We start from the raw sequence: 23,712 nt of genomic DNA, 5'->3' as shown, positions 1-23,712 counted from the left end.
GTAAAATTTATTTTTATCTGAAATTCAATTACTTATAATCATAAATGAAAAAGAAGAATTAAATAAAAACTAATCAAAATCGTCAAATACTTGGATTTATTGAGGACCGAAATAACAAGTAACAAAAAATCTGAATTTAGATTTTTCAAAGTTGACTACTCGAAAGGGAATAAAAAACCCTTGTTTGGACTCTATTTTAGGAATTAGGTTGCTTATTTATTTGAAAAAGGAAAAATCGCTTATCCTCCGGATTTCTTTTTCTACTAATCAAGGTATAGCCCCATTTTTCTTCACTCTGTCGATTGATTTCCTTGATGAGTCGGGATCGCTTTACTTTCCTACGATCAGCGTTTGGTAAGGCATCAATTTGAAAAACCTGATCCAATTGCTCGGTGGTTAGGATTTCACCTTCTAAATACAGCAACTTCTCCCAAATTTTTTTTGCCTCCTCTTTTTCATTTTTCTGAGAGTCTTCTTTCTGAATTTTAAACAGTCTGAATCTGTCTAGGAAAATTTGACTTTGGGTTGGGAATAGTTTAATACCTAAAAAGAATAGCAAAGCAGTGCTGGCAAAAATTGAACTAACAATGAGAATAACATATTCCCAGTTTTTGAGAAAATTGGATTCTACCGAGATGCCTTGAATGGTGGCCTTTCCTACAAATTCAGCTTGTTGATAGGATTCAGCTATGTCTAAGGTTCGAGTTTGATTTTGATTATCGAGGAATTTGATTTGGTCCCCTTCTACAAGTATCCAATTAGCAAAATTGAAAAAGTCGAAAGGAGAATCCCGTTTAAAGAAGCGGAATTCCAGTGTTTTCTTATCAAAAAGGACCATTCCCAAAATATGGGTTTTGGACGTGAAGGCGTTGATCACAAAATAATTTTCTGTATCAACTCCTAGCCCCCGCTGTGCCAGAAACTCAGCTTTTCCCGGAGTTAAAGAAAGTAAGCCATCAAAATTCAGGCGACTCCAGGTTTGAGATTCAAAATCCAGCATATACCCATCATCCTCAAAAACATTATCGATTCCAAGACGGGGATTATGGTGGATACCCAGAAACACAAATGCCGAAGTCTCCCCTATTCCAATCAATTCAGAATTGTAATCCATAGGTTGGTTCTCTATGGTTTCTAAAGACCAGGAACCTGTTATTTCATCAAAGCTCAGGAGATCTGAGTGGTTGTTCCAAAATCCATATCCGCCAAGTAAATGCAGTTGCTCTTTATAAAAAAACACCTCACTCCCACAGGTGTAGCCTTTATTATCAAACTGATAGAGATTCTTCCAGGCTTTTTCTTCCCAGCGATATACATCCAAATAGCAGGATGAGAAGGCATAGACATCCCCATCATGGACTATTAATTCGAAATTCCGATTGTAGGTAAAAGGGATATCCTGCAAGGATAATATCATCTCTTCCGAAAAATAAGGGGCAAATCCTGAAAAGTCGGAAATACTGGAAACCTCAGCGGGCTTTATCCGCAAACTTACCCTTTGCTGGGCAAAGGTTTCCCATCCTCCATTGAAGATTATGAGGAAAAATAAAAAGGCTCCTTTTAGGACAAACCGGGAATCTGTTTGCATTCTCGGGTAATAAAATGGCTTGTTTGGTGAAACTAACTTACTAAATAAAATGAGGATAAAATAGAAATAAATGAAGGTGAGTTTGCAATTTATATGGGTGGTTGATGGTAAAAAAGATAGCTGGGTAGATGGAAAAAGATGGGGCTAGGCCAATAAATTGGATGAAGAGATTTGTGATGATGTACAGTCTTCACCGTTTGTGAGGACATGAAGGGGAACAGTAGATTTAAGGCATGACTGCCAATAGTATTTTAAGATAGCTTCTCAGATAAAAAAAGATATGGCTGCGCCGAGATATTTTAATTACTCTCGCCACCGTTCATAAAACACGAAGGGGAGCATGAGGTTTAGGGCAGGACTGCCAATACTATTCTAAGATAGCTTCGCAGATAAAAAAGATATGGCTGCGCCGAGATATTTTAATTACTGATTTGGGTTCATAATAATTATAGGTAGTAATACAGAAAAGTCCTTCTTTATTGTTTGTAGAGAAATCCCCCTAGCCCCCTTTGGATTACAATTCATCGTCGCTACTTTAATATTGGTCAAAGGGGGAATTGGCGCGGAGCCTATCTTGCTGAAGGCATATCTAACGAAGCGAAGCTGAGTTTATCTAGCTGAACAAAGTGAAGCATATCTCGCTGAAAGCGTATTTCACCGACTGAAAGGAGGTATATTTCGCAAAGCATATTTCGCCGAAGGCATATTTCACGACCGAAGGGAGTATATTTTGCAAGGCGAAGCCGAACGTATTTCTCGACTGAAAGGAGGAGTATTTCCTGACAAGGCAGGCAGGCGCTGAACGAAGTGAAGCCTATTTCGCCGAAGGCATATTTCACTCCCGAAGGGGGTTCATCTTCCTCTTCAACAAAGAATAATACCTATAGAAAAAGTACTGCCAATAGTAGGGTAATTTGACTGCAGATATATCCTGTGGACGTATTCCGATGGTTCGAAAAAGAAATTTGAATGCCTTGCTTTTCTTTTCGAATAAGAAATAGTGATGGTAAAGATATTTGAGGAAAGCTTTCAAATTAGGAAAACCAATTACGACTTCGTTAGCTATTTGCTCCTTAGAATACTTAATTACAAATGGATTTGGCTTACCCTGCATTGGAAGTTCAATCCCTCTTCCAAAATAAAAATTCGCCAATTCATTTGCTTCTGGGAGAAAATGGGTGGCATGAAAACGCTTCAGTAATTTTTGAAATTTTGGTTGATCAATTTTCTCAACCGGATAATGGATAATATCCACCAGCCACTTTAATCGAAACCAGGCATGCCTAGCCCCATGAGCAAAAAGATAGACCAATTCTAATTCTGGGCTTAAGACTCTTATAGAGCGATTTAAAACCTGAATCCTAGTAGTATTCTGTTGAATTAATTCCTGAAATTCTGTTGAAGGCAAATCAAATATTAAGCGATCCAAGTCCCAGTGAATTTCGATATTGATTCCAGTTTCTGGATTTACCAAAGGTTCATCGTTAGCTAAATCCAAATACCAATCCCGCTGAGGCAAGTCCTCAACCCAATAGGAATAAACAGGCTCCCAGCCATTTTCCAATAAAAAAGTCCTAAGTTGAATTACCTCTTCCCTATTTGGAACGAGGATGTCCAAGTCTTTTGAACATCGAAAAGTTGGATCTTGGTAAATACGTTGAGAAAGCCCTATTCCTTTCAATAAAATAAAAGAAATTCCAGATGCTCCAAGTTGGTCAAATGCAGATTGAACTTGTTTTAGTTCAGCTAAGGCTTTTACTTTTTCCTGGATTAAGTCCTCTTTTTTTGTCTTGTGCAATCCCAACTTATCAATTTGAGCTAGGGAAAGGCGATGACGAGAATTTAATACTATAAAATCAACCTTATCAAAATCCAAGAAACTTTTCAAAATATTGAAATGAGAAAATCTAATTCAACTGTAAAATTTTCACAAAGTCAACTTGGCAATCGGTGTGATGGGTTTTCTTGGCTTTTTACAGTAGGACCTCCGTTTATTGAAATTATAGAAATTTGTGGTTTTACCCAAACTTTACTTTTTACCTTTTTCACTGTCAATTTATTCTTTGTTCCGATTGAAATTCTATATAATTAACTGATATTCGGAAAATTAAAATCCATTAAAAGGGAGTCTACTTACAACTATAGTATAGTCTGAAGTATTACAGTATCCTGTTATGAATCTTCCATTTACCTTTACCCAGGAATGACCTTCTAAAAATTTGTTTCTATTTACCCCAACTTGATAGGAATAAGGAATTCTCTTTTTATTGAGAAGATAAACTGCCTGCCAAGACTGATGCCTGCAACGGTTATTCCAAGGAATATATTTAGCTGCTAAATGAATAGCTTTTGAGATTTCAACAGCGAAATCTCCTTTTTCTTCTGAAATGTTATATATCGAATGATCTTTAATGATTTTTTCCGAAAAGGCCTTTCTGGAACCAATAAAGAATAAAATCTCCCTATAGATTGATAAAAAAATCACCTGGAAAAACAGCTTTCTCTCATTAGGAGAAAGGGAGCGGAAGCTTTTCAATTTTTTAAGCACTTTTTTCATCAAGCAACCCTTTCTTTTTCAATAAATCAATCGCCTCCCGAATCCCATCTTCACATTCCTCCTCTGACACTTCGTATTCCTCCATCAATCTTTTCTTAATTTCAGCAAGAGACAATCTTTCTCCCAAATATTTGAAAATGCTATTCAAGGAAGTATTTAATCTCAAATACTCGTTGGATTCCAAATCAAAGAGCACTCCTTCATCTTCGATTTTTGAATACAAAAATTTATCTTCTTTCAGCACAAACTGCCTTCCCATTACTTTACTTTCAATTTTAAGCTTGTTTCAAATAAACTAATAAATAATGTATTTGAAATACAAAAATATAGATTCAAATAAAAAGACTATAATTTTTATTAAGAATTTTTGATTTAAAAAAACTAACTAATTTTAGTAGTCTTATCTTTATTTAAACCGATAGATTTAATACATAACTGGTATTAATCCAGCTTGTTTGAATTACAGAAAAAAATCTTACAATCAAAAAAAACTAAAATACACCCTGCAAAAATTGATTCAATTTTATCAAGAATGAGTGAAAAGTCACCCCTTAACTAATATCTGATCAATAATTTCATCAGTAAATGAATTAAAACTATCCTGATTTTTCGGGCGAATAGCCTTCCAAAAGTTTGTATACCTAATAATTGAAGTTAAAACTTCAAATTGAATTATTTGTTTTTTCATGCCTTCAACCCAATAGCCTCGGTAAATATTATTCCCTAATAAAGGTAGGGCCTCCATCACTCCAATTTTTCTAATTTGTATTTCTTGCCCCTCCTCTTCAAGAAAAATAATTCCTTTGACCTCCCTCGGTATGTCTTGAAAATGCTCATGAAAAAATATTCCATATTTATCAATCTCGGAACGTATTTGGGTGGCTTCTTCAGGTTGAAATACAGATTGCTTATCGAGGGTATTTTTCCAGGCCCGAATCATTGGATAGGAAGGAATGGACCAACATTTTCCTTCCCTAACATAAATCAATGCGGTATCATCCGTGAAAATCTCAAAGCCCTTTTCTTTGAGCTTTAGTGCCGTGGTGGACTTTCCGGTTTGAGAAGGAGCAGCAAACAACCATACTTTACCGTCCGGATCTAGAACACCTGAAACATGAAAGGGAATCAAATCTCTTTGGAATAATAAGGCTCCAAGACAATTCGAATAAAAAAACAGAAGTATACTTTTCCAATCTTCTGAGGTTGGTTCGATCAAAATTTCTTTCCCATTCCGGACCAAATATTTTGCAACTCCTTCAATTTCCAAAAAAAACTCGGTCTCATTGTAACGACATCCCTCCTCGGAAACTAATACTGGAAATTGAAATTCAGGCAGTGACTGAACGAGCTTGACCTCAAAATCAACGCTTTCAGATTCAGACAGCTTAATTAATGCAGGCAGATTTATTTCTGATCTGCATATAAGCCCAAAAACTTTGAAAAAACGGTACATCTTAAATTCCCTACTCAATCAGTCCAAAAATAGAGTTAAAAACCAATTCTAATCAAAGATTTATAGATAATTAAAATCCTGGCCACCATTCATTCCTGCCAGAAATCAAACAAGTCTTCACAAATGTGTAATGAGGTTTACATTGCTGTTCGGAACAATCGCTGTTTGGTATACAAGATAAATATCGGAAGTAATTTAGAATGGTCTTTTAAATATTTAGAATCAAATCCCCCTTGCCCCCTTTGGATATTATTTTTTGGTCTCTTCGATACATACAAGTAAAAGGGGGAATTGGTGCTGAGAAATCCAATAAGTAGAGGGCAAAAACTATTGCTAAACTAGGGTTTATGTTTTAATCAAAAGCCTTGTTTTTGGTATAGGTCTTGAAAAATTCCTTTCTCCTGAATCAAATCCTGAAATGTACCTTCCTGTTTGATTTGACCAGAATCAAGGACATAGATGTAGTCTGCATCTTTTAGATTGTAAAGACGATGTGTAATCCAGATAGTCACCCGTCCAGCCGATTCATTTTTCAATTCCTCAAAAATATGCATCTCTGAAATTGCATCAAGTGCACTTGTAGGTTCATCTAATACGACTAGTTTGGGATCTCTATAAAAAGCTCTAGCCAAGGCCAATTTTTGCCATTGTCCGCCACTTAGTCCTCTTCCTTCATCAAACATTCTTCCCAGTTTGGATTTCCAACCATCCGGCAAATTAGAAACAAAACTCTCTGCTTGGGCTTTTTGAATGGCAGAATGTAACCTTAATTCATGCTCTGCATGCTTATTTTTTCCCAAACTGATCAAATCCTCAATAGATAAAAAATAGCGTTGAAAGTCCTGAAATAAGAAAAGGCTATTTTCCCTAAAACTAGCTGAATCGATATCCTCTAGTTGGTAGTCTCCCAGTTTAATTTCACCCGAGCTTGGCCTGTACAGCCCTGCCAATAATTTAACCAAGGTTGATTTTCCCGAACCATTTGCTCCAACAATTCCAACCACCTTTCCTACTTCAAACTTCATGGAGATATTTTGAAGACTTTCCTGCTCAATCCCAGGATAAGCAAAACTCAAGTTTTGAACCTGTATACCAAAATCGTCAGTAGGAAATTCTAGCTCTTTTCCACCAGCTTCACTTTGGGTAGCAATGTCCAAAAATCGAAATATGTCTTTCAGGAAAATTCGCAATTGGATCAGTTGAACCAAAGAATTCAGGAAATTCTTCAGGTTACTTTGCATGCGTTGAATTCCTTGAATATACACGATCAATAAGCTGACCCCCAATACGCCCTCAAAGGCTTTCCTTGCGACACCAATTAGGATATAAAACAATACGAGCACCTCGAGTAGCTCTGCTATTAGCGAAAACGCCAACAATTTTTTCTGGAGCGCTTTTTTCTGCTCAAAGATGATACCTCTTAATTCGCGAAAACGCTTAAGAAGAGATTGCCCAAAATTCAGGCTTCGAATTTCTTGAGCATAAGATTCACCTGTAAGGATGTAGTGGTAATAATCAGCCTCCCGTTCTAAGGGAACAGTTTTTGACTCCAAGCGATGCAGGGCAAATCCGCTATACCATTTGACAAATGCCAAAGGCAGGGCAATTATCAAAATAACCCAGGCATAGCCACTAATCAAGGAGAAAAAATAGCCAATTAAGAGTGCCAGGGATAGGGAATTACTGAAGGTTCCCTGAATTTGTTGGAATAGCATGGGTAATTTGTAAATGGATTGGCGCTGCGCCAAATGAAGGCTGTCGTAAAAGTTAGGATCTTCAAAAAATGGATAGGAAATTTCAATTGATTTTTCTAGAATCAATCCATTGACAGAGTCGGTAAGTTTTTCCTGATAGATTTCGGAAAAGAATGCGGATCCCTGGGAAAGCAGAACTTGTATAAGCTGAAGCCCTGCCAAGTATAGTAACCACAGCAATACGGTTTCAAAGCTTTTGCTACTCTCTAGAATAACATCGAATAGTTTCTTGGTAGCAATCAATGTCAAAACAGGAACAATAGCCTGTATCAAAAAAAGTAGAACCTGAATTGACACTAATCGGGGTGAAACCCGCCAAAGCAATAAAATAGCCCGATGATAGACTCGTGCGTATCCTTTTATAGAATCCTTAGCTATTCTCCTCATCCGGGGGCCAGTTTAAGTCAATCAGGTAATCTATTTCTTTCCTATAATTCAATCGCTCCTTTTGACAATAGCTGCACTCGGGTTCTCGCTTTAAAAGCTCATCTTCAGAAATAATAAAGCCCAAATGATTTTTTACTTCATAAGCTTGAAATTCCTGAAAATTCTTTTCACATAAGTATTCATAAAATGCAAGGGTAAAAGCCCCATTAGATTTCTTTTGAAGTCGAACCTTATCTGGTAAAATACCCTTACAGATCTCTCTAAAAATGGATCTACTCATCGGTTTGGGCTTAAATAGATGGGAAGGCAAACTGATTAATGCTTCTAAAATCCGAATATCCGCTAAAGGATAGGCCATTTCCATATTATAATCATTAGCATAGAGGTTTTCAGATTCCATTCTGATAGAAGTATCCGGCATACAAATTCTATGCTTTAACCAACCTTTGTAATCTGGAAAAAACTTAAAAGATCTATCTATAAGTTGAAGTTCTTTATCAACCTTAGGATTAAGAAGACTTCTTAATTCTTGAGTTTTATGGTAATCAGGTACAAAGGAACCTACCTTTTTTGCTTTGAAGTAGTTTTTAATCCTAGAGACTCCTCCTCTTCTAAATTCCAGAATATACTTTAGAAGGTTAAAAAAGTCACGTTTGTAAATATAATCTGCAAAAAAAAGACTTCCAGGTTCTGAAACTCCCTCATCGCCAGGAAAACCACTAAACATAACTTCAATTTTGTTATTCTCTGAAGCATTTTTAAACAATGTATCCTGCCAAATACTGTCACTTGAAGTTAGACCTCCCATGATTTCATTTCTTCTTTCCAATTCATCGAATATATCTTGGAAATGAAAACGGGTAATTGGATGGTGATTTTCAGGAAGTAACCCTGCATAATTTATTATCTCTCTTTGTGTTTCCTGCTCATCCACCTTCAACTCTGAATATTCCCTAGTTACATCATCCAAAACAAAGGAATAAGTATGTAGATTTTTTTTATCCATCAACCGGGAAAGAATAACAGTAATGGCGGAAGAGTCTAAACCTCCACTTAGCTGGCTCCCAATTGTTTTTTTGTTTCGAATCCTGGATTGTATAGCCTCAAATAGTATTGACTTTAAATGATTTATGTAATCTTCATCCTTCTTGCAAAATCCTAAATCTACAGGATTTAGATCCCAATATCTTTTTTCTTTATAAGTATTGGTTTTTGAAAAAATAAGGAAATGAGCTGGTTTGAGTCTTTTAATATCCCTAAAGAAGGTACTTTCAATATCGGGGGGATAGTTTTTAAGTTCATTTGCTATAAAAACATAATTTAAGGGAAGTTTCTGCCCTACAGCTTTTTTGATCAAAGTTATACTCGTTCCAAAGAAAAAAAGCCCATCATGCTCTAAATAAAAAAGAGGTCTTACTCCCAGATGGTCCTTGGCTAGAAAAAGATGCTTTTTCTCCTGATCCCAAATCACAAAACTGAAATCTCCTAAAAACTTTTTAAGGCAATCTTCACCCCATCGAAGGTAGGACTGAAGGATTACCTCACTTTCTTGAGCTTGATAAGTTATTCCTAATTGGTCACGCAGCTCTTCAAGATTATCTAGCCTACACCATCCGGCATAGATTAGATTTGGATAATTATTAAGAGAATAAACAGGGAGTTCCTTAGATAGGGATGAAAGAAAAAAATCGGTAGATTTATAAAAAGGAAGGGATTTTAAGTCTGGATAATGATTCAAGAATCGATTTGAACTTTCTTGAATGGGACCATTATCCAAATTCAAAATCCCAAAGAATCCCTTCATTTCATTTTTTCATTTCAACAACTAGAGGATAGAAACACCTAGTTTTGTTTTCTTCCTAATGCCCTTTTCCACCAAGCTAAGGGTTTTCTTTCCTCATGATATCCATAAGAACTTCCCCCGTAGCCATAGCCATAACCATAGCCGTATCCATACCCATAACCCTTATCGATATGAACATCATTCAGGACTCCATAAATCTTCTTGATTCCTCCTTTTTCCACTAGATTATTGAGTACTTCCGTGTGCCCTTTCAAGGAATATCCTTGGCGGAAAACAAAGAAACTGATATCAGCAAAATTGAAGAGCTCCTTGGTTTCAGAGACCAACCCAACAGGAGGACAGTCAAAAATCACCACATCGTAGGCTTCTTTAATTTCATTGATAATTTTTCCAAACTTTTCCTGAAGTAATAATTCGGCTGGATTTGGTGGAATTGGACCGGATAAAATCACGTCCAAATTCTCATAGCCACTAGGTTTTACCACATCCTGCCAAGGTGAATCACTGCTCAAGCAGGTACTCATTCCTTTGTCATTTGCTAGACCAAAATCCTGCGCAATTCTTGGTTTCCGTAAATCTAAACCGAGCAATATGGTCTTCTTACCCATCAAAGCAAAAACCGAAGCCATATTCATGGACACAAATGTTTTTCCTTCCCCGGAAACAGAGGAGGTAAATAAAATAGAAAGATTATCTCGTTTTGTACTTAGATAAGAAAGGTCCGCCCGAAGCGAACGGAAAGACTCTGTAACAGATGATCGAGAATTATTGAAAACAGGCAAGGTTCCCTCGGAATAACTTCTTCCAATCATTCCTATAAGAGGGACCTTTATTCCTTTTTCCAATTCCTTTGGATCCTCAATTTTTGTATTGAGATAATCTTTTACTGTAATAATACCAATTGGAATTATTAACCCTATAATGAGGCCGAAAAGCAAATTTTGGGTTCTTTTTGGACCAACCTGACCCACAGTCTTGGCCTTGTCCAGAACCACATTTTTGGGGAGGTTTGCCGCCAAGGTTATCTCAGCCTCGGCTTTCTTTTGAAGTAGGTAAATGTAAATATTCTCATTTATGGTAAACTGACGCTGAATTCCTATCAGGTTACGTTCGGTCTCAGGAAGTGTGCTGATTTCACGTTCAATTGTACGGATTTGACCATTCAAATCAGCGAGTAAATTTTCGGTATTGCTGATGGCAGAACTTACGTTTTCCTGAAGGGCTCGGGTTGCACTTTCAATTCGCGTCAGAATATCCTTAACTACAGGGGTTTCTTGAGAAAAATTTGCCATCAAGCGCTGCTTATCTGTTTGCAAGTTGGATAAATTTTGCACTAAAGCATTAAGCATTGGATCAGCAACCCCTACCATAGAAGGAGCAACCAATTCCCCTACCCCATTATTAGCAATATAGGATTGCAAAGAACGGTAATACTTGAGATTCAATTCTACCTCTGATCGCCGGGATTCTAATTCTTGCAATCTTCCAAAAATAGCCGATCCTTCTTCTGAAAGATTAAAGATTTTATTCTCAGACCGGTATTGTTGAAGTCTTCCTTCCGAATATTGTAAGGAATCTGTAATACCTCTCAATTGATCAGAAATAAAGGAGATGGTATTCTCAGTAGCTCTATTTTTCTCATTGAGCTCACGCTGCAAATAGGTCTTAACCAACTGATTAAGATAATCTTCTCCCAACTTTCGAAGCGGAGTCTGCATACTTAAGGTCAAAATCGAAGAGTAACGCTCCAAAGGAGCAACTCCCAATTGCCCTCTCATTTCATTGGCAATAGAAGGATCATCTTGAAAACGGAAAAATATCTGATCTCCAGGAAGTGCTGAAATTGAGCTTACTGAAAATTCAAAGGAATCAATTTGAATAGGTTCATCAAAGGAATAAACAGAACGAGGTAATTCCACAATTCCTCTATCTCTTTTATTAAATGGATCTTTAGGATCGAATATGCTAAATCCCTGTTCAATGATGCTCAGTTCAAAACTATCTTCATTAATCACCTCTAATTTGAACATACCTCCTACTAACATGGGTTTGGATTTATCCAAATTCACATATACGGAGGTGTTTCCATAAATCTGTGTGGTTTTAACAAATCCTTCCAAAAAATATTGGACATTCAAATCCATTTCTCGGACAGTTGCCTCGGCAAGAGAATAGGACTTTAGGATTCCAATTTCATCATCAATATTACTGTAGTCCCTTCCAAATCCTCCATTGGCAAACAAATCCGCACCAAATGCAGGGGAATCATCCTTAATCAAGACAGTTCCTTCTACTCGATAAATAGGAGTTGAATACTTATTCACCAAATACCCACCAAAAGCCCCAATTAACGCAAAGCCTATAATCCAAGGCCAATATTGAAGGTATTTGAAAAGAATGATTTTCAAGTCCAAATCATCTTCCTTTTTGATCAAAAAAGGAGATGAGGGATCATTACTTATCTGAGGAGTATTCGGATACATATTAGTTGGCAAATAAATTCACCACAAGTAATGTGGTTGTTAGCACTGAAGTAAATAAAACAAAAGTTTGAACTGCATTTTCTCCGGTTCCTATTTCTCGAACTTTCATTGGTTCGGCATACAATTGATCATTTGGTTGGATGAAATAGTATGGAGATTGAATCAATTGCCTATCATTCAAATTAACTCGATGTAATTTTGTCCCTTCTGGGTATTGACGGATCAACATAATTTCATCCCGCTTGGCCACTGTATTCAAATCACCTGCATTGGCGATCGCCTCAAAAATGGTCATTCTATCCTGTAAAACGACAAATTTTCCAGGTCGTCTGAATTCTCCCAAGGCTGAATAACGAATACCACCTAATTTTACCATTACATACAATTCGGAAGTAACAAATTGACTCAATTTCTTTTCTATCTCAACCCTAGCTTCCTCAATGGTTTTGTCTTTCACATTTACATCTCCTACAATTGGAAGCCTAATGTTTCCCTCCTTATCTACAGTATAACCGGTCATGTAAAACACATCCCCTCCACCTTGTGCACCGACTTGCATTTGATTGTTTTGCTGATTCTGAAAATTAAAACCATTCTTAATCAGGTCTTCTACAGTCTGAATTCGAACATCCAAAATATCATTGTACTGTAATCGGTACTCTGGAATTTCGTAAGAAATCATTTCATCCTCAGAAATCGGTTGATTACCCTCCAAATTTTGCAGGTAAATGATTTTTTCATTCGAAACGCAAGAAAAAAAGCCCAAAAAAGCTAATAGAAAGGCGTATTTGAATATTCGTTGAATCATATAAAACTAATAAGGACGATTGAATTGACCCTCGCAAACATAGAAAAAATTGCCAAAAATCGCTTTAAAACTTGGAGGGGAATAGGTTAAAATTAGGTAACAATAAATAGTCTATAGGGGTAATGGGTTATTATTTTTTGGTAGGTTGAAGATATAGGAATGGACTAAATCTTTTCTAAGATAGCTTCGCAGATAAAAAAAGATATGGCTGCGCCGAGATATTTTAATTACTGTTCGGGGTCAACGATAATTATTGGGAGTAATCCAGAATAGTCCTTTTTTATATATAGAGTCAAATCCCCCTTGTCCCCTTTACAATAGAATGCACCTCTGCTATAACAATAAAAGACAAAGGGGGAATTTGGGCTAAGTCTTTCTCGCCGAAGGCATATCTAACGAAGCGCAGCGGAGTTTATCTAGCTGAACGAAGTGAAGCTTATCTCGCGAAGCGCAACTGAGCATATTTCGCGAAACAAAGTGAAGCGTATCTCGCGAAGCGTAGCTGAGCCTATTTCGCCGCAGGCGTATTTCATGAGGCGTAGCCGAACATATTTCTCCGACTGAAAGGAGGAGTATTTCATGAGGCGAAGCCGAACTTATTTATCAAACAACTCCTGTAGTTTTCTCTCCAATGTTGGTCCTCGAAGATCTTTGGCGATGATTTTTCCTTCCGGATCGATCATGTAGGTAGCTGGAATAGCTTGAATCTGATAGGTTTGAGCAGCTTCTGAATTAAAGTATTGCAAATCAGAAACTTGCGTCCATTCCAATTGATCATCTGCAATGGCTTGAACCCAATCATCCCGATCTCGATCCAAGGAAACACCGAATACCTCAAATCCTTTGGAATTATATTCCTTGTACAACCTAACCACATTTGGATTTTCAGCTCGGCAAGGTTTACACCAGGCAGCCCAGAAATCAATCAATACATAGTTCCCTCTTAAATCTGAAAGTTTCTTGATTTCCCCATCTGGTCCAGGCAAAGCAATTTCTGGCGCAACTGCTCCAATTGCCAAGGCACGCAGTTCATCTAATTGCTGCTTCAATTGAATGATGGTGAGTGTATTTGGATATTTTTGATCCAGTCGATTGATCAATTCATCCAAGAATGGAAAGTCATTTTTTGGATTTAATAATCCAATAGCTGCCAAGGAAGCAAAGCTATCTCCCATACTATTTATGGTCTGTTTAACGCGCTCAGCCTGATTGGCTTCCAAATCCAAAGCCTGAGCCTGAATACTTTTGATGGTTTCCGCATCATTATTACTCATAGCTTCATAATAAGCTTCATTCAAAGCATTGACATCAGCCTGATAATCAGCCATCAACTTTTCCAACTTCAGCATTTCTTGGCTATCCTTCGAGCCTTCGATTTGAATATTTTCTGGCTGGGAAAAATCATAATTCACCTGCACATCTTCTTTCAAAAGTGCCAATCGCACGGATCGCTGTCCAAAGAGGTTCAAGTCATAGAAAGTTGGATCTTCGATTTGTAATTCATAAGAAAAACTGCCGTCAGAATCCAATTCCAAGGTATCCAAAACCCGAGGTCTTCCATCTGTAAATTGAGACAAAACCACCACCCCTTCAGGAGCATTGGAAATTTTCCCTGAGATCTCAACTGTTCCGTCTTGCTCTGAATTAGCACTATTTCCGCAGGAAAAGAGTGAAATTAAACTTAGAATCCAGAGGCTAGTCATTATATTCTTCATCTTATTTTAATTATTCAATAATTCTGTCAATAATTTGGTAGCGACTTTTGGGTCCGCTTTTCCATTTGATTTTCGCATTACTTGTCCCATAAAAAAGCCTGTTAAGCCTTTTTTACCGGATTTATATTCGGCTACTTTTTGCCCGTTTTCTTTCAACACTTCCTCAATAATTGGCTTTAGAGAAGTTTCATCACTTTCCTGAATTAGATTGAGCTTCTGAGCAATTTCAAATGGAGAAACCTTTGGAGTCTTTATCAACTCAGGGAAAATTTTCTGAGATGCAATTGAAGAACTCACCTTTCCCTCCTCTATCAAAGCCAATAATTCTGCCAACCTTTTGGGATTGATAGTAAAGTCATAAATATGTGTAGCTGTCTCATTTAAATAGGACTTGATTGGCCCCATCATCCAGTTGGACGCAGCTTTGTACAAGGAAGTTTCACGACACAATTCATCAAACCAAAGTGCCAATTCCTTGGATTCAGTTAGAAAGGAAGCATCATAATCTGGCAAACCGTATTCTTCCGTAAACTTTTTATACAAATCCCTCGGGAGTGTAGGCATTGCAGATTGAATGGATTGCAGCCACTCTTCGGATATAACAACAGGACTCAAATCCGGTTCAGGAAAATAGCGGTAATCATTTAATTCCTCTTTGGTTCGCATGCCTGAAGTTGTACCAGTATTCGCATCAAAAGTTCGTGTTTCAGAAATGATCTCTTTTCCTTCTTCCAGCATTCCCACCATTCGCTCAAACTCATGTTCTATGGCCCGAACGACATTCCGGAATGAGTTCATGTTTTTGACTTCTACCTTCTTTCCGAGTTCCTTTGCCCCTTTCAACATGACCGAAACATTGGCATCGCAGCGAAGCGAACCTTCCTCCATGTTTCCATCACAGATATCAAGGTATTTTACCAACTTCTTTATCTCGGTCAGAAAAGCATAAGCTTCTTCAGAGGTGTAAATATTTGGTTCGGTAACAATCTCAATTAAAGGCGTTCCAGCTCGATTAAAATCAACCAAAGTATCCGGCTCTCCATCTAGGTGAATGGATTTTCCTGCATCTTCTTCCAAATGGATTCGGTTGAGTTGGATTTCACGGGTACTTCCGTCGGCTAGGCGAATGGGAACTTTCCCTCCTACGCAGATTGGCCCTTTGTCTTGGGTAATTTGATAACCTTTGGGAAGGTCTGGATAGAAGTAGTTTTTTCTGGAAAAAATATTGGTTCGGGTAATCTCGCAATGGCAAGCCAAACCCATTTTCACGGCATATTCAATAGCTTTTTTATTGACTTTTGGAAGCGTACCGGGATGTCCTAATGTAATCACGGAAATCAAGGTATTCGGCAAATTCCCAAATTCGGTGGAATCGGCAGCAAACATTTTACTGGCTGTCAAGAGCTGCGCGTGCACCTCCAAACCGACTACCAATTGATATTTATTTTTGATTTCCTCGCTAAGCATTTAGCTTGATTCTATCCGATTAAAGAAACATTTCTTTTGCCTTCTTAACAACTTGAGGCAATCCCTGAAGGTTTTTTCCTCCTGCTGTCGCAAAGAAAGGCTGGCCACCGCCTCCACCTTGGATTTCTTTCGCCAAATCCCGGACAATTGCTCCAGCATTCCATCCTTTGGACTCGATCAAAGGTTCATCCAAAATCACAGCAATTTGAGGTTTGTCATCAATATTAGCAGCCAAAACAACAAAGGCTTTCTCTACTTCATTTTTCAGTTCATAAGCCAACTTCTTCAAGGCATCTGCATTGGGCAATTCGACTTGTGCAATCAATACCTTTGCATCTCCCTGATCTACAAATTGAGAAAGCAGGTTCGATTTCACCTGAGCAGCTTTTTCCAGATGCAAGGCCTCAAGCTCTTTTTTCAAATCGTTTCGTTCAGAAAGCAAAGACTCAATTGCTTTTTTAACATCCTTTGGATTTTTAAGCAATTCCTGCACTTCTTTGAGTAAGCTCTCTTGTTCTCGGAGGTATTTTTCAGCAGCCACAGAAGTAATCGCCTCGATTCGACGAACACCAGAAGCCACAGAACCTTCGGAAACGATTTTAAAGAACCCGATTTGACCGGTAAAAGGAACGTGCGTGCCTCCACAAAGCTCTACTGAAAAACTTGGATCAAAAGTGATAACACGCACAAAATCCCCATATTTTTCACCAAAAAGAGCCATTGCTCCCATTTTTTTGGCCTCCTCGATAGGGACATTTCGTTTTTCACCCAAAGCAATATTCTCTCGAATCTTCTTGTTGACGATTTCTTCCACCCATTGGATTTCGGCATCCGTCATTTTGCTGAAATGTGAAAAGTCAAATCTCAGGATTCTATCGTTCACCAAGGAACCGCGCTGCTGCACATGTTCGCCCAAGACCTCTCGAAGTGCTGCATGAAGTAGGTGTGTAGCTGAGTGATTATTCATAATCAACTGACGCTGAACAGCATCTACATGAGCTTTGAAAGTTTTTCTAGGTTCAGCAGGCAATTTTTCCACAAAGTGGACAATCAAGTCATTTTCCTTTTTGGTATCAATGACTCGAATTTTCTCAGTATCAGAAACTAGCCAACCGGTATCCCCAACTTGACCTCCACTTTCTGCATAGAATGGCGTTTTATCTAATACCAACTGGTATTTTTCTCCCTTTTTCTCCTTGACAGTTCGGTACTTGACGATGTGAGACTGCGTTTCCAAATAATCATATCCCACGAAGTCCACACCTACCTCCTCTTCAACATGCACCCAATCTCCGGTTTCAGACTCAGAAGCAGCGCGAGAGCGGTTTTTCTGTTTTTCCATCTCGATTTCAAAGCCCTTTTCATCTAAAGAGAAACCGCTTTCTCGGGCAATCAAAGAAGTTAAATCCAATGGAAAACCATAAGTATCATATAATTCGAAGGCGGTTTTGCCTGAAATTACCTTCTCTCCTTTTTCGCTTAATTCAGTTTTGATGCCCGCAAGCATTTTCAAACCATGATCAAGGGTACGAAGGAAAGAGCTTTCTTCTTCCTGAATAACCTTTGCAATGAAGTCTTGTTGCTGTCGCACTTCAGGGAAAATATCTCCAAAATGCTCCGCCATCAATGAGCATAATTCATACAAGAAGGGTGATTGAAAACCTAAAAAGGTATAGCCATAGCGGACAGCTCGACGAAGGATTCGACGAATCACATATCCAGCCTTATTATTGGATGGAAGCTGACCATCCGCAATCGTAAAAGAGATTGCACGGATATGATCTACTACCACTCGGAAGGCGATATCGGTCTGCTCGTCTTGCCCATATTTTTTACCTGATTTCTTCTCAAGGAATGATATAAATGGAGTAAAAATATCAGTGTCGTAATTGGACGACTTTCTCTGAATGGCGCGAACTAATCGCTCAAATCCCATTCCTGTATCCACATGCTTAGCAGGAAGTTCTTTAAGGCTTCCATCCGCCAAGCGATTAAACTGCATAAATACCAGGTTCCAAATCTCAATTACTTGAGGATGGTCTTGATTGACCAAATCTCTTCCCGGAATCTCAGCAATTTCATTTTCTGGCCTTAAGTCAATATGGATTTCCGAACAAGGTCCACAAGGTCCCGTATCCCCCATTTCCCAAAAATTATCCTTTTTGGAACCCATAATGATGCGATCTTCAGCCACAATTTCTTTCCAAAAATCATAGGCTTCTTGGTCCATTTCAAGATTTTCGGAAGGATCTCCCTCAAAAACAGAAACATACAACCTGTCCTTTGAAAGCTGATAGACCTCAGTTAGCAGTTCCCAAGCCCACTCGATCGCCTCCTTTTTGAAGTAATTTCCAAAAGACCAGTTCCCCAACATCTCAAACATGGTATGATGGTAGGTATCCACTCCCACTTCTTCCAAGTCATTGTGCTTTCCACTCACACGAAGACATTTCTGCGAGTTGGCGACTCGAGGATATTTCGGGATTTCATTCCCCAAAAAGGCATCTTTAAATTGATTCATCCCCGCGTTGGTAAACATCAGGGTAGGATCATTTTTTACCACAATCGGGGCCGAAGGAACGAAATGATGGCCTTTGGACTGGAAAAACTCAATAAAGGTGCTTCGTATTTTCTTTGCTTCCATGAAGTTGAGCTTGCGCTAATTAAGGATAATTTAAAAACCACAGCCTGGGGCTTGGATTTAAGCTCACAAAAATAGCAGTTTTAATGGGCTTAGGTAAATGGATTTCAGAAAAACAGCAGGTTTTATGGGATTTTAAAAATTGAGGCCTTTATCATGAATGAAGTCAATCGAATTACAAATACTACAGTAGTCACAATTACTTTCTTATCTTGAAAGGAAACTTAACTTTACTAGTTGCGAAACCAAAACCGGAAAATACCATGGACTACCGATCCCAAATAACCTCTCCAACTTTATTGATAGATGAAAAGATCTGCAGAGCCAATATTCAAAAAATGGCTGAAAAGGCAGAATTGCATCAATTAGAACTAATTCCTCACTGGAAAACAGCTCAATCCAAAAAAATCGGAGAATGGGCCCGGGAATATGGGATTCGGAAAATCACAGCCTCTTCTATCCGGCAAGCGGCTTATTTAAGTAATTCTGGTTGGGAGCTCATTCATATTGCTTTCCCTTTTAATATCAGGGAGATTCCTCTACTCAATAAATTGGCTAAAACCCAGCCTATCTCTGTTCAAATAGTCAACACTTACACAATCCAAGAACTTGCAAAGAATCTTACAAGCCCAGTGGGATTTATGATTGAAATAGATGCAGGCTATGGTCGCACGGGGGTTCATATGAGTGATTTTGCAAAAATTGACGAGATCCTTCAGATAGCATCCACTTCAGAGCATTTATCCTTTTTTGGTTTCTACATTCATCCGGGGCATACCTATTATAAGCCTGATAAAGAACTGATTTATCACGAAACAAGACAGGCTTTGGCGATGCTAAAAACCAAGTATGAATCCCAGTATCCTAATTTGGTTACTCGGATTGGTGATACTCCCGGCTGTTCAGTGGCAACTGATTTTGGAGATATCGACCAGATGGGACCTGGGAATTTTGTCTTTTATGACCTAATGCAAGTGGAATTGGGGAGTTGCAAGAAATCTGATATAGCAGTAGCCTTAGCAGTTCCCGTGGTAGATATCGTTCCTGAGCGTAACGAGATTTTGGTTCATGGAGGTGGCGTTCATCTCGCCAAGGATCATTTGATTGAAGTTGATGGAAGAAAGAATTTTGGTGAGATAGTTATTCTCAAAGAAGATGGTTGGGAAATTCCCGAGAGTCGCTCTTTTGTAAAAAGCATTTCCCAAGAACATGGCTTAATCCAGGCTTCAGAAGAGCTTTTGAACCAGGTTCAAGTTGGAGATTTGTTAGGAATATTACCCGTTCATTCCTGTATGACGGCTGATGCCATGGGGGCTTATCTTAGCCTATCAGGGGAATGGATAGACCATGCAGAAGAGAAAAAGTTCAAGGTTTAAGAATACTCGAGATTTATAGAACCCCTCAATAACCATTAACTAGTAACCAATTTCTCGTGTCCCTCTTGCTGGCATCAACTTTTCGTTTCCACCTCCTAGATCCTGCACCAGCGCTGGGATTAGGGGGAGGCTTTTTCCCCGGGCTGCGTCGTTCCTCCTTACCCGGGCCTGCCTGCCCCAGGCAGGGTTATCTAACTTAGACCCCGCTGGGGTCTTGATATCCCCAGATACTGCCTAGCAAATAATAAAAAGAGTCTTTCCTAGTGGGTAAATTATCTTTCTCGACGAAGGAGAGCTTATCTCGCCAAAGGCATATCTCAGCGAAGCTGTATCTTATTATTATCTCGCGAAGCGTATATTTCACTGAGCGTAGCGAAGTGTATTTCCATTGTATTTCACGATGTATATTTCAGCGAAGCTGTATTTTACGGCCAAAGTAAGGATAAGCAAAACTGAACCTATCTCTTCCCCGGCTTATACCTTTCTTCTGCTCTTTTCTCCACATCTTCTAGATAATAGGCAACATCCTTAAAGTTTGCATCCGCGTAACGTTGAGCTTGATCTAGGAAATGCGGCGAATTTGGATCCCCGCTTTGGCCACCTGCCAAGATGCTTTTAGCTCGTACCTTATCTCCAAACTCTACGACAGCCACAAAGCTATTTCCAGAGCTTCCATAGAGTCTTTTGGTTCCTTCTTTAGTACTCGCGCCATAGGATGCCAAAGCCCCCCATCGACCGGAAGCCATCCCAATTGGGATGTAAGGCCGATCATCATCGTAGGCTAAATCAATATCACCGTTGAGTCGTTGGAATCGGTTTATTTCTCCCCAAGGCGTATTCCAAGTTCCAAAATCAGCATTCATTTGATTCAAAGTTTCTTCGAAAACCTCAACCATTTCTTTCTGGGTTTCTGGTTGAGAAAGAGAAGAAACGGTTTCATTGTCCACCAAATCCTGCATATCCCGGAATTTGCGCTGATGATTCATTCCATAAAAATGAGCCAAACTCATCGCAACCGATTCTTTCCCTGTTTTGAAATCCCAAGCCTTTAAAACTTCAGTAGCCTGTTTGATTTCTGTGTCATTTCCATACTTTTCCAAGGCCTGAACCAAGGGCGGAATCAATCTTTCAAATGCTGGCAAAGTTGGTTCGTAGGCTAATTCAATAAAGGTATCCAAAGTCAAGTCCGAAGCTTCTCTCAATACCTTAACTGCATGAATACCTCGGAAATTTTCACGATCCGGAGCCATGTAAACTGGATAATTTTCTGCTTTAGGGCTGAATTCACCAGCCGCAGTAAATGGCGTAGAGTTACAGTTTTGAATCCATCCTGTAGGCGGATTTAGAAGCGTAATACTTTCATCAACTGTATGGATACCTTGCCAATCTGTTTTTGGATTTGAACCATCCAATGGCCTAGAAAAGTCAAATTGAGGATTTCTTTTTGGAATGAAATTGCCATGGAAATAAGCAATATTTCCTTCCGCATCCGCAAAAACGGTATTGTTGGAGGAGTTGGTACGGATATTCATCATCTCCTTGAATTCCTCATAGTTGGCAAGCTTGGTTCGGGTGAAACTTTGAATCAAAGCATTTACGGGGTCCCAATTGATTTTTGTGGCTACCCATTTATCCTCGAGTTGATGAGTAATGGGTCCATGATGCGTACGATACAGGGTAAACTCCCTTTGCTTCAAGCCCTCCTCGGTTTGATAGGACAAAGTCACAGGAAAGGAATCCACTGCCCTTTTTTCTTCACCATAGCGATAAACTAGCTTACCATTTTCCTCCGATACTTCCTCCATAAACTCGTCGATGAAATCGACACGCGTAGAAGTATGAATCCAACCAGTCTTTTCATTAAATCCCTGATAAACAAAAAACTGTCCCCAAGTCACGGCTCCATAAGCATTCAGACCTTCTTCACTGACTACATGAACTTCAGGTCTGAAATAAAAAGAGGTATGCGGGTTAATTAATAGCATGGCATTCCCAGATGCCGTCATTTCTCCTGATACTGCTATGCCATTACTACCTTTTGGTTCTTCCTCCGGGTCAGGATGACTCAATCCATCCCCAAACTCGGAATAGGCTAAGGCCTCGTTGTTTTCATAAAAAGCCTTAATACGGGAAGTAGGAATCTGCTCAATATCCCCTCCTATTGAGCCTTCGAAAAAATACATCGTAAACCAAGGTTCGTAAACTTTGATGACCTGAGGCTCAACATCTGGGTGGGTATGCAAATAGTAATTGATTCCATCTGCAAATGCCTGACAAAGTTCTTTCAACCACTCTGGAGCCGATTCATAAGCAGCTTTTGCTTCTTCTTCTGTCATGTAGAGATTTGCCCGAACATCTGAATAAAGCGCCTCCTCTCCTTCCAATTCGGCTAACCTTCCCGTTGCCCAGATGTAGTTTCGCTCAACTCTTCTAAAATCGTCCTCGCATTGGGCATAGAGCAATCCAAAAACTGCATCAGCATCGCTTTTGCCATAAATATGGGGTACTCCAAAATCATCCCGAATGATTTCTACACGTTCAGCTTGAGCTTCCCAACGTTTGATTTCAGTAGTCGTTTTTGGCTCACAGGCAATAAATGAAAGTGAAATAAAGAGGAATAGGATTGCTACTCTTTGCATGATTCAGAATTTGGGTGAATTCGAAATTAGGGGATTTTTCAGTTCAGCTGAAAAAAATTGGACTATCGGTGATTTTCGTAAGTGAAGGCAGGTATTTGTTGCCTTAATGATTGAATTAGATTCAAGGGAATGGTTTGACTGAGTTCATAGGCCTTTCCTAGTTTATCAATCTGATCTACCGAACTTGCCCCAACCGATAAGGATGCTACCGCCGGCTGTGAAAGTCCAAATGCTATCAGAACTGCTTGAGGATCAAATCCCTTGTCTCGAATTCCTTCTCGGACATTTTTAACCTCATCAGGACCAAAATTCAGGGAGGCTGTTGGGGTTTTATCTAATAAAAATCCTTTTGCTAACGATCCTCTAACAAGAACCCTACTTGGAGATTTTTCCAAAAAGGGAAAAACAGATTCCTCAGGTCTTCTATCCAAAGGGCTGTATTGCATCATGATTAAGCTTGGAGGATCCGTTGCCAAAACTTTTCGAATGACGTTGGGGCGAATGGAAGAAATTCCAAAAGCTTTGATTTTTCCCTGTTGCTTTAATATTTCAAAAGCTTCAAGTGTCTCATCCCAAGGATCATCGATTGTTCCTCCATGGAGAAGGTAAAAGTCCAAATAGTCCGTCTGTAATCGTTTCAGGCTTTTTTCTACCGCTTCTAAAATGTAGGATTTCCGAGGGTTCCAATCCCAACCGCTTCCGTCTGCTCGCCATTGATTCCCAACTTTGGAACTTAGCAAAACCTTGTCCCTTCTACCTATGATTGCTTTTCCTACATTTTCCTCATTGAGGCCTTTTTGATAGAGATCAGCCGTATCCAATAGATTGATACCTAAATCTAAAGCTCGATGGATAATTTTTTCAGCATCGGAGAAATTCTCAGGCAGAGACATGCATCCTATAGAAATCTGCGGTATTTCAATTTCAGCAAGAGGCAAAAACACCTTTTTCATGTTTTCAGTTTTTCTGATTATGGATTTGACCGAGAGAAAATTTACAGTTTATTCTTTTTAGAAAGTAAGGCTTTCTTTCTTTAATCC

15 protein-coding genes are annotated in these 23,712 nt (G+C 38.8%); 1 reads left to right on the top strand and 14 read right to left on the bottom strand.

Annotated elements, in window-relative coordinates; translation table 11 throughout:
• Positions 1 to 196 precede the first annotated feature (196 nt).
• The 12 genes from E4S40_RS01695 to alaS all read right to left on the bottom strand — a co-directional run bounded on the left by E4S40_RS01695 (position 197) and on the right by alaS (position 18,660).
• Positions 197 to 1,588 (bottom strand): hypothetical protein, encoded by a 1,392-nt coding sequence (locus tag E4S40_RS01695; RefSeq protein ID WP_135069937.1) that lies wholly within the window; start codon positions 1,586 to 1,588, stop codon positions 197 to 199.
• Positions 1,589 to 2,423: 835 nt separating this feature from the next.
• Complete coding sequence (locus tag E4S40_RS01690; protein ID WP_161971752.1) at positions 2,424 to 3,386, bottom strand: nucleotidyltransferase domain-containing protein; 963 nt, start codon at positions 3,384 to 3,386, stop codon at positions 2,424 to 2,426.
• Positions 3,387 to 3,695: 309 nt separating this feature from the next.
• Positions 3,696 to 4,145, bottom strand: coding sequence for a lasso peptide biosynthesis B2 protein (locus tag E4S40_RS01685; RefSeq protein ID WP_135069929.1), 450 nt, complete (start codon positions 4,143 to 4,145; stop codon positions 3,696 to 3,698).
• Positions 4,129 to 4,404: a PqqD family peptide modification chaperone gene (locus tag E4S40_RS01680; protein WP_135069926.1), complete on the bottom strand. Its 276-nt coding sequence runs from the start codon at positions 4,402 to 4,404 to the stop codon at positions 4,129 to 4,131. Before E4S40_RS01680 ends, E4S40_RS01685 begins: the two co-directional genes overlap by 17 nt.
• A 285-nt stretch (positions 4,405 to 4,689) precedes the next feature.
• Complete coding sequence (locus E4S40_RS01675; protein WP_161971751.1) at positions 4,690 to 5,412, bottom strand: hypothetical protein; 723 nt, start codon at positions 5,410 to 5,412, stop codon at positions 4,690 to 4,692.
• A gap of 542 nt (positions 5,413 to 5,954) precedes the next feature.
• The gene (locus E4S40_RS01670) at positions 5,955 to 7,739 is read right to left on the bottom strand and encodes an ABC transporter ATP-binding protein (RefSeq protein WP_135069920.1); all 1,785 of its coding nucleotides are present in this window, start codon (positions 7,737 to 7,739) and stop codon (positions 5,955 to 5,957) included.
• Complete coding sequence (locus tag E4S40_RS01665; RefSeq protein WP_135069915.1) at positions 7,723 to 9,543, bottom strand: asparagine synthetase B family protein; 1,821 nt, start codon at positions 9,541 to 9,543, stop codon at positions 7,723 to 7,725. Before E4S40_RS01665 ends, E4S40_RS01670 begins: the two co-directional genes overlap by 17 nt.
• Before the next feature lie 38 nt (positions 9,544 to 9,581).
• On the bottom strand, positions 9,582 to 12,026 hold the full coding sequence (locus E4S40_RS01660) for a GumC family protein (protein WP_135069912.1): 2,445 nt from the start codon (positions 12,024 to 12,026) through the stop codon (positions 9,582 to 9,584).
• Between the two features lies 1 nt (position 12,027).
• A complete protein-coding gene (locus E4S40_RS01655; RefSeq protein WP_135069909.1) occupies positions 12,028 to 12,834 on the bottom strand; it encodes a polysaccharide biosynthesis/export family protein in 807 nt (268 codons plus the stop codon).
• A 596-nt stretch (positions 12,835 to 13,430) separates the two neighbouring features.
• On the bottom strand, positions 13,431 to 14,549 hold the full coding sequence (locus tag E4S40_RS01650) for a TlpA disulfide reductase family protein (protein ID WP_135069906.1): 1,119 nt from the start codon (positions 14,547 to 14,549) through the stop codon (positions 13,431 to 13,433).
• Between the two features lie 6 nt (positions 14,550 to 14,555).
• Positions 14,556 to 16,016: an Asp-tRNA(Asn)/Glu-tRNA(Gln) amidotransferase subunit GatB gene (gene gatB / locus E4S40_RS01645; protein ID WP_135069903.1), complete on the bottom strand. Its 1,461-nt coding sequence runs from the start codon at positions 16,014 to 16,016 to the stop codon at positions 14,556 to 14,558.
• 19 nt (positions 16,017 to 16,035) lie between these two features.
• The gene (gene alaS, locus E4S40_RS01640; RefSeq protein ID WP_135069900.1) at positions 16,036 to 18,660 is read right to left on the bottom strand and encodes an alanine--tRNA ligase; all 2,625 of its coding nucleotides are present in this window, start codon (positions 18,658 to 18,660) and stop codon (positions 16,036 to 16,038) included.
• A gap of 260 nt (positions 18,661 to 18,920) precedes the next feature.
• On the opposite strand from alaS, the gene E4S40_RS01635 reads away from it, so the two are divergent.
• Positions 18,921 to 20,033 carry an alanine racemase gene (locus E4S40_RS01635; protein ID WP_135069897.1) on the top strand — a complete coding sequence of 371 codons (1,113 nt, stop codon included), beginning with the start codon at positions 18,921 to 18,923 and terminating at the stop codon, positions 20,031 to 20,033.
• Between the two features lie 458 nt (positions 20,034 to 20,491).
• Here E4S40_RS01635 and E4S40_RS01630 read toward each other — a convergent pair whose 3' ends face one another.
• Both E4S40_RS01630 and E4S40_RS01625 read right to left on the bottom strand, forming a co-directional pair.
• The gene (locus E4S40_RS01630; protein ID WP_135069894.1) at positions 20,492 to 22,672 is read right to left on the bottom strand and encodes an acylase; all 2,181 of its coding nucleotides are present in this window, start codon (positions 22,670 to 22,672) and stop codon (positions 20,492 to 20,494) included.
• 62 nt (positions 22,673 to 22,734) lie between these two features.
• Positions 22,735 to 23,625 (bottom strand): aldo/keto reductase, encoded by an 891-nt coding sequence (locus tag E4S40_RS01625; RefSeq protein ID WP_135069890.1) that lies wholly within the window; start codon positions 23,623 to 23,625, stop codon positions 22,735 to 22,737.
• Positions 23,626 to 23,712 lie beyond the last annotated feature (87 nt).

This window comes from Algoriphagus kandeliae (assembly GCF_004571135.1).
GTDB lineage: Bacteria > Bacteroidota > Bacteroidia > Cytophagales > Cyclobacteriaceae > Algoriphagus > Algoriphagus kandeliae.
Note: the sequence above shows the minus strand (reverse complement) of the source record. Positions and strands in the feature narration are given on the sequence as shown.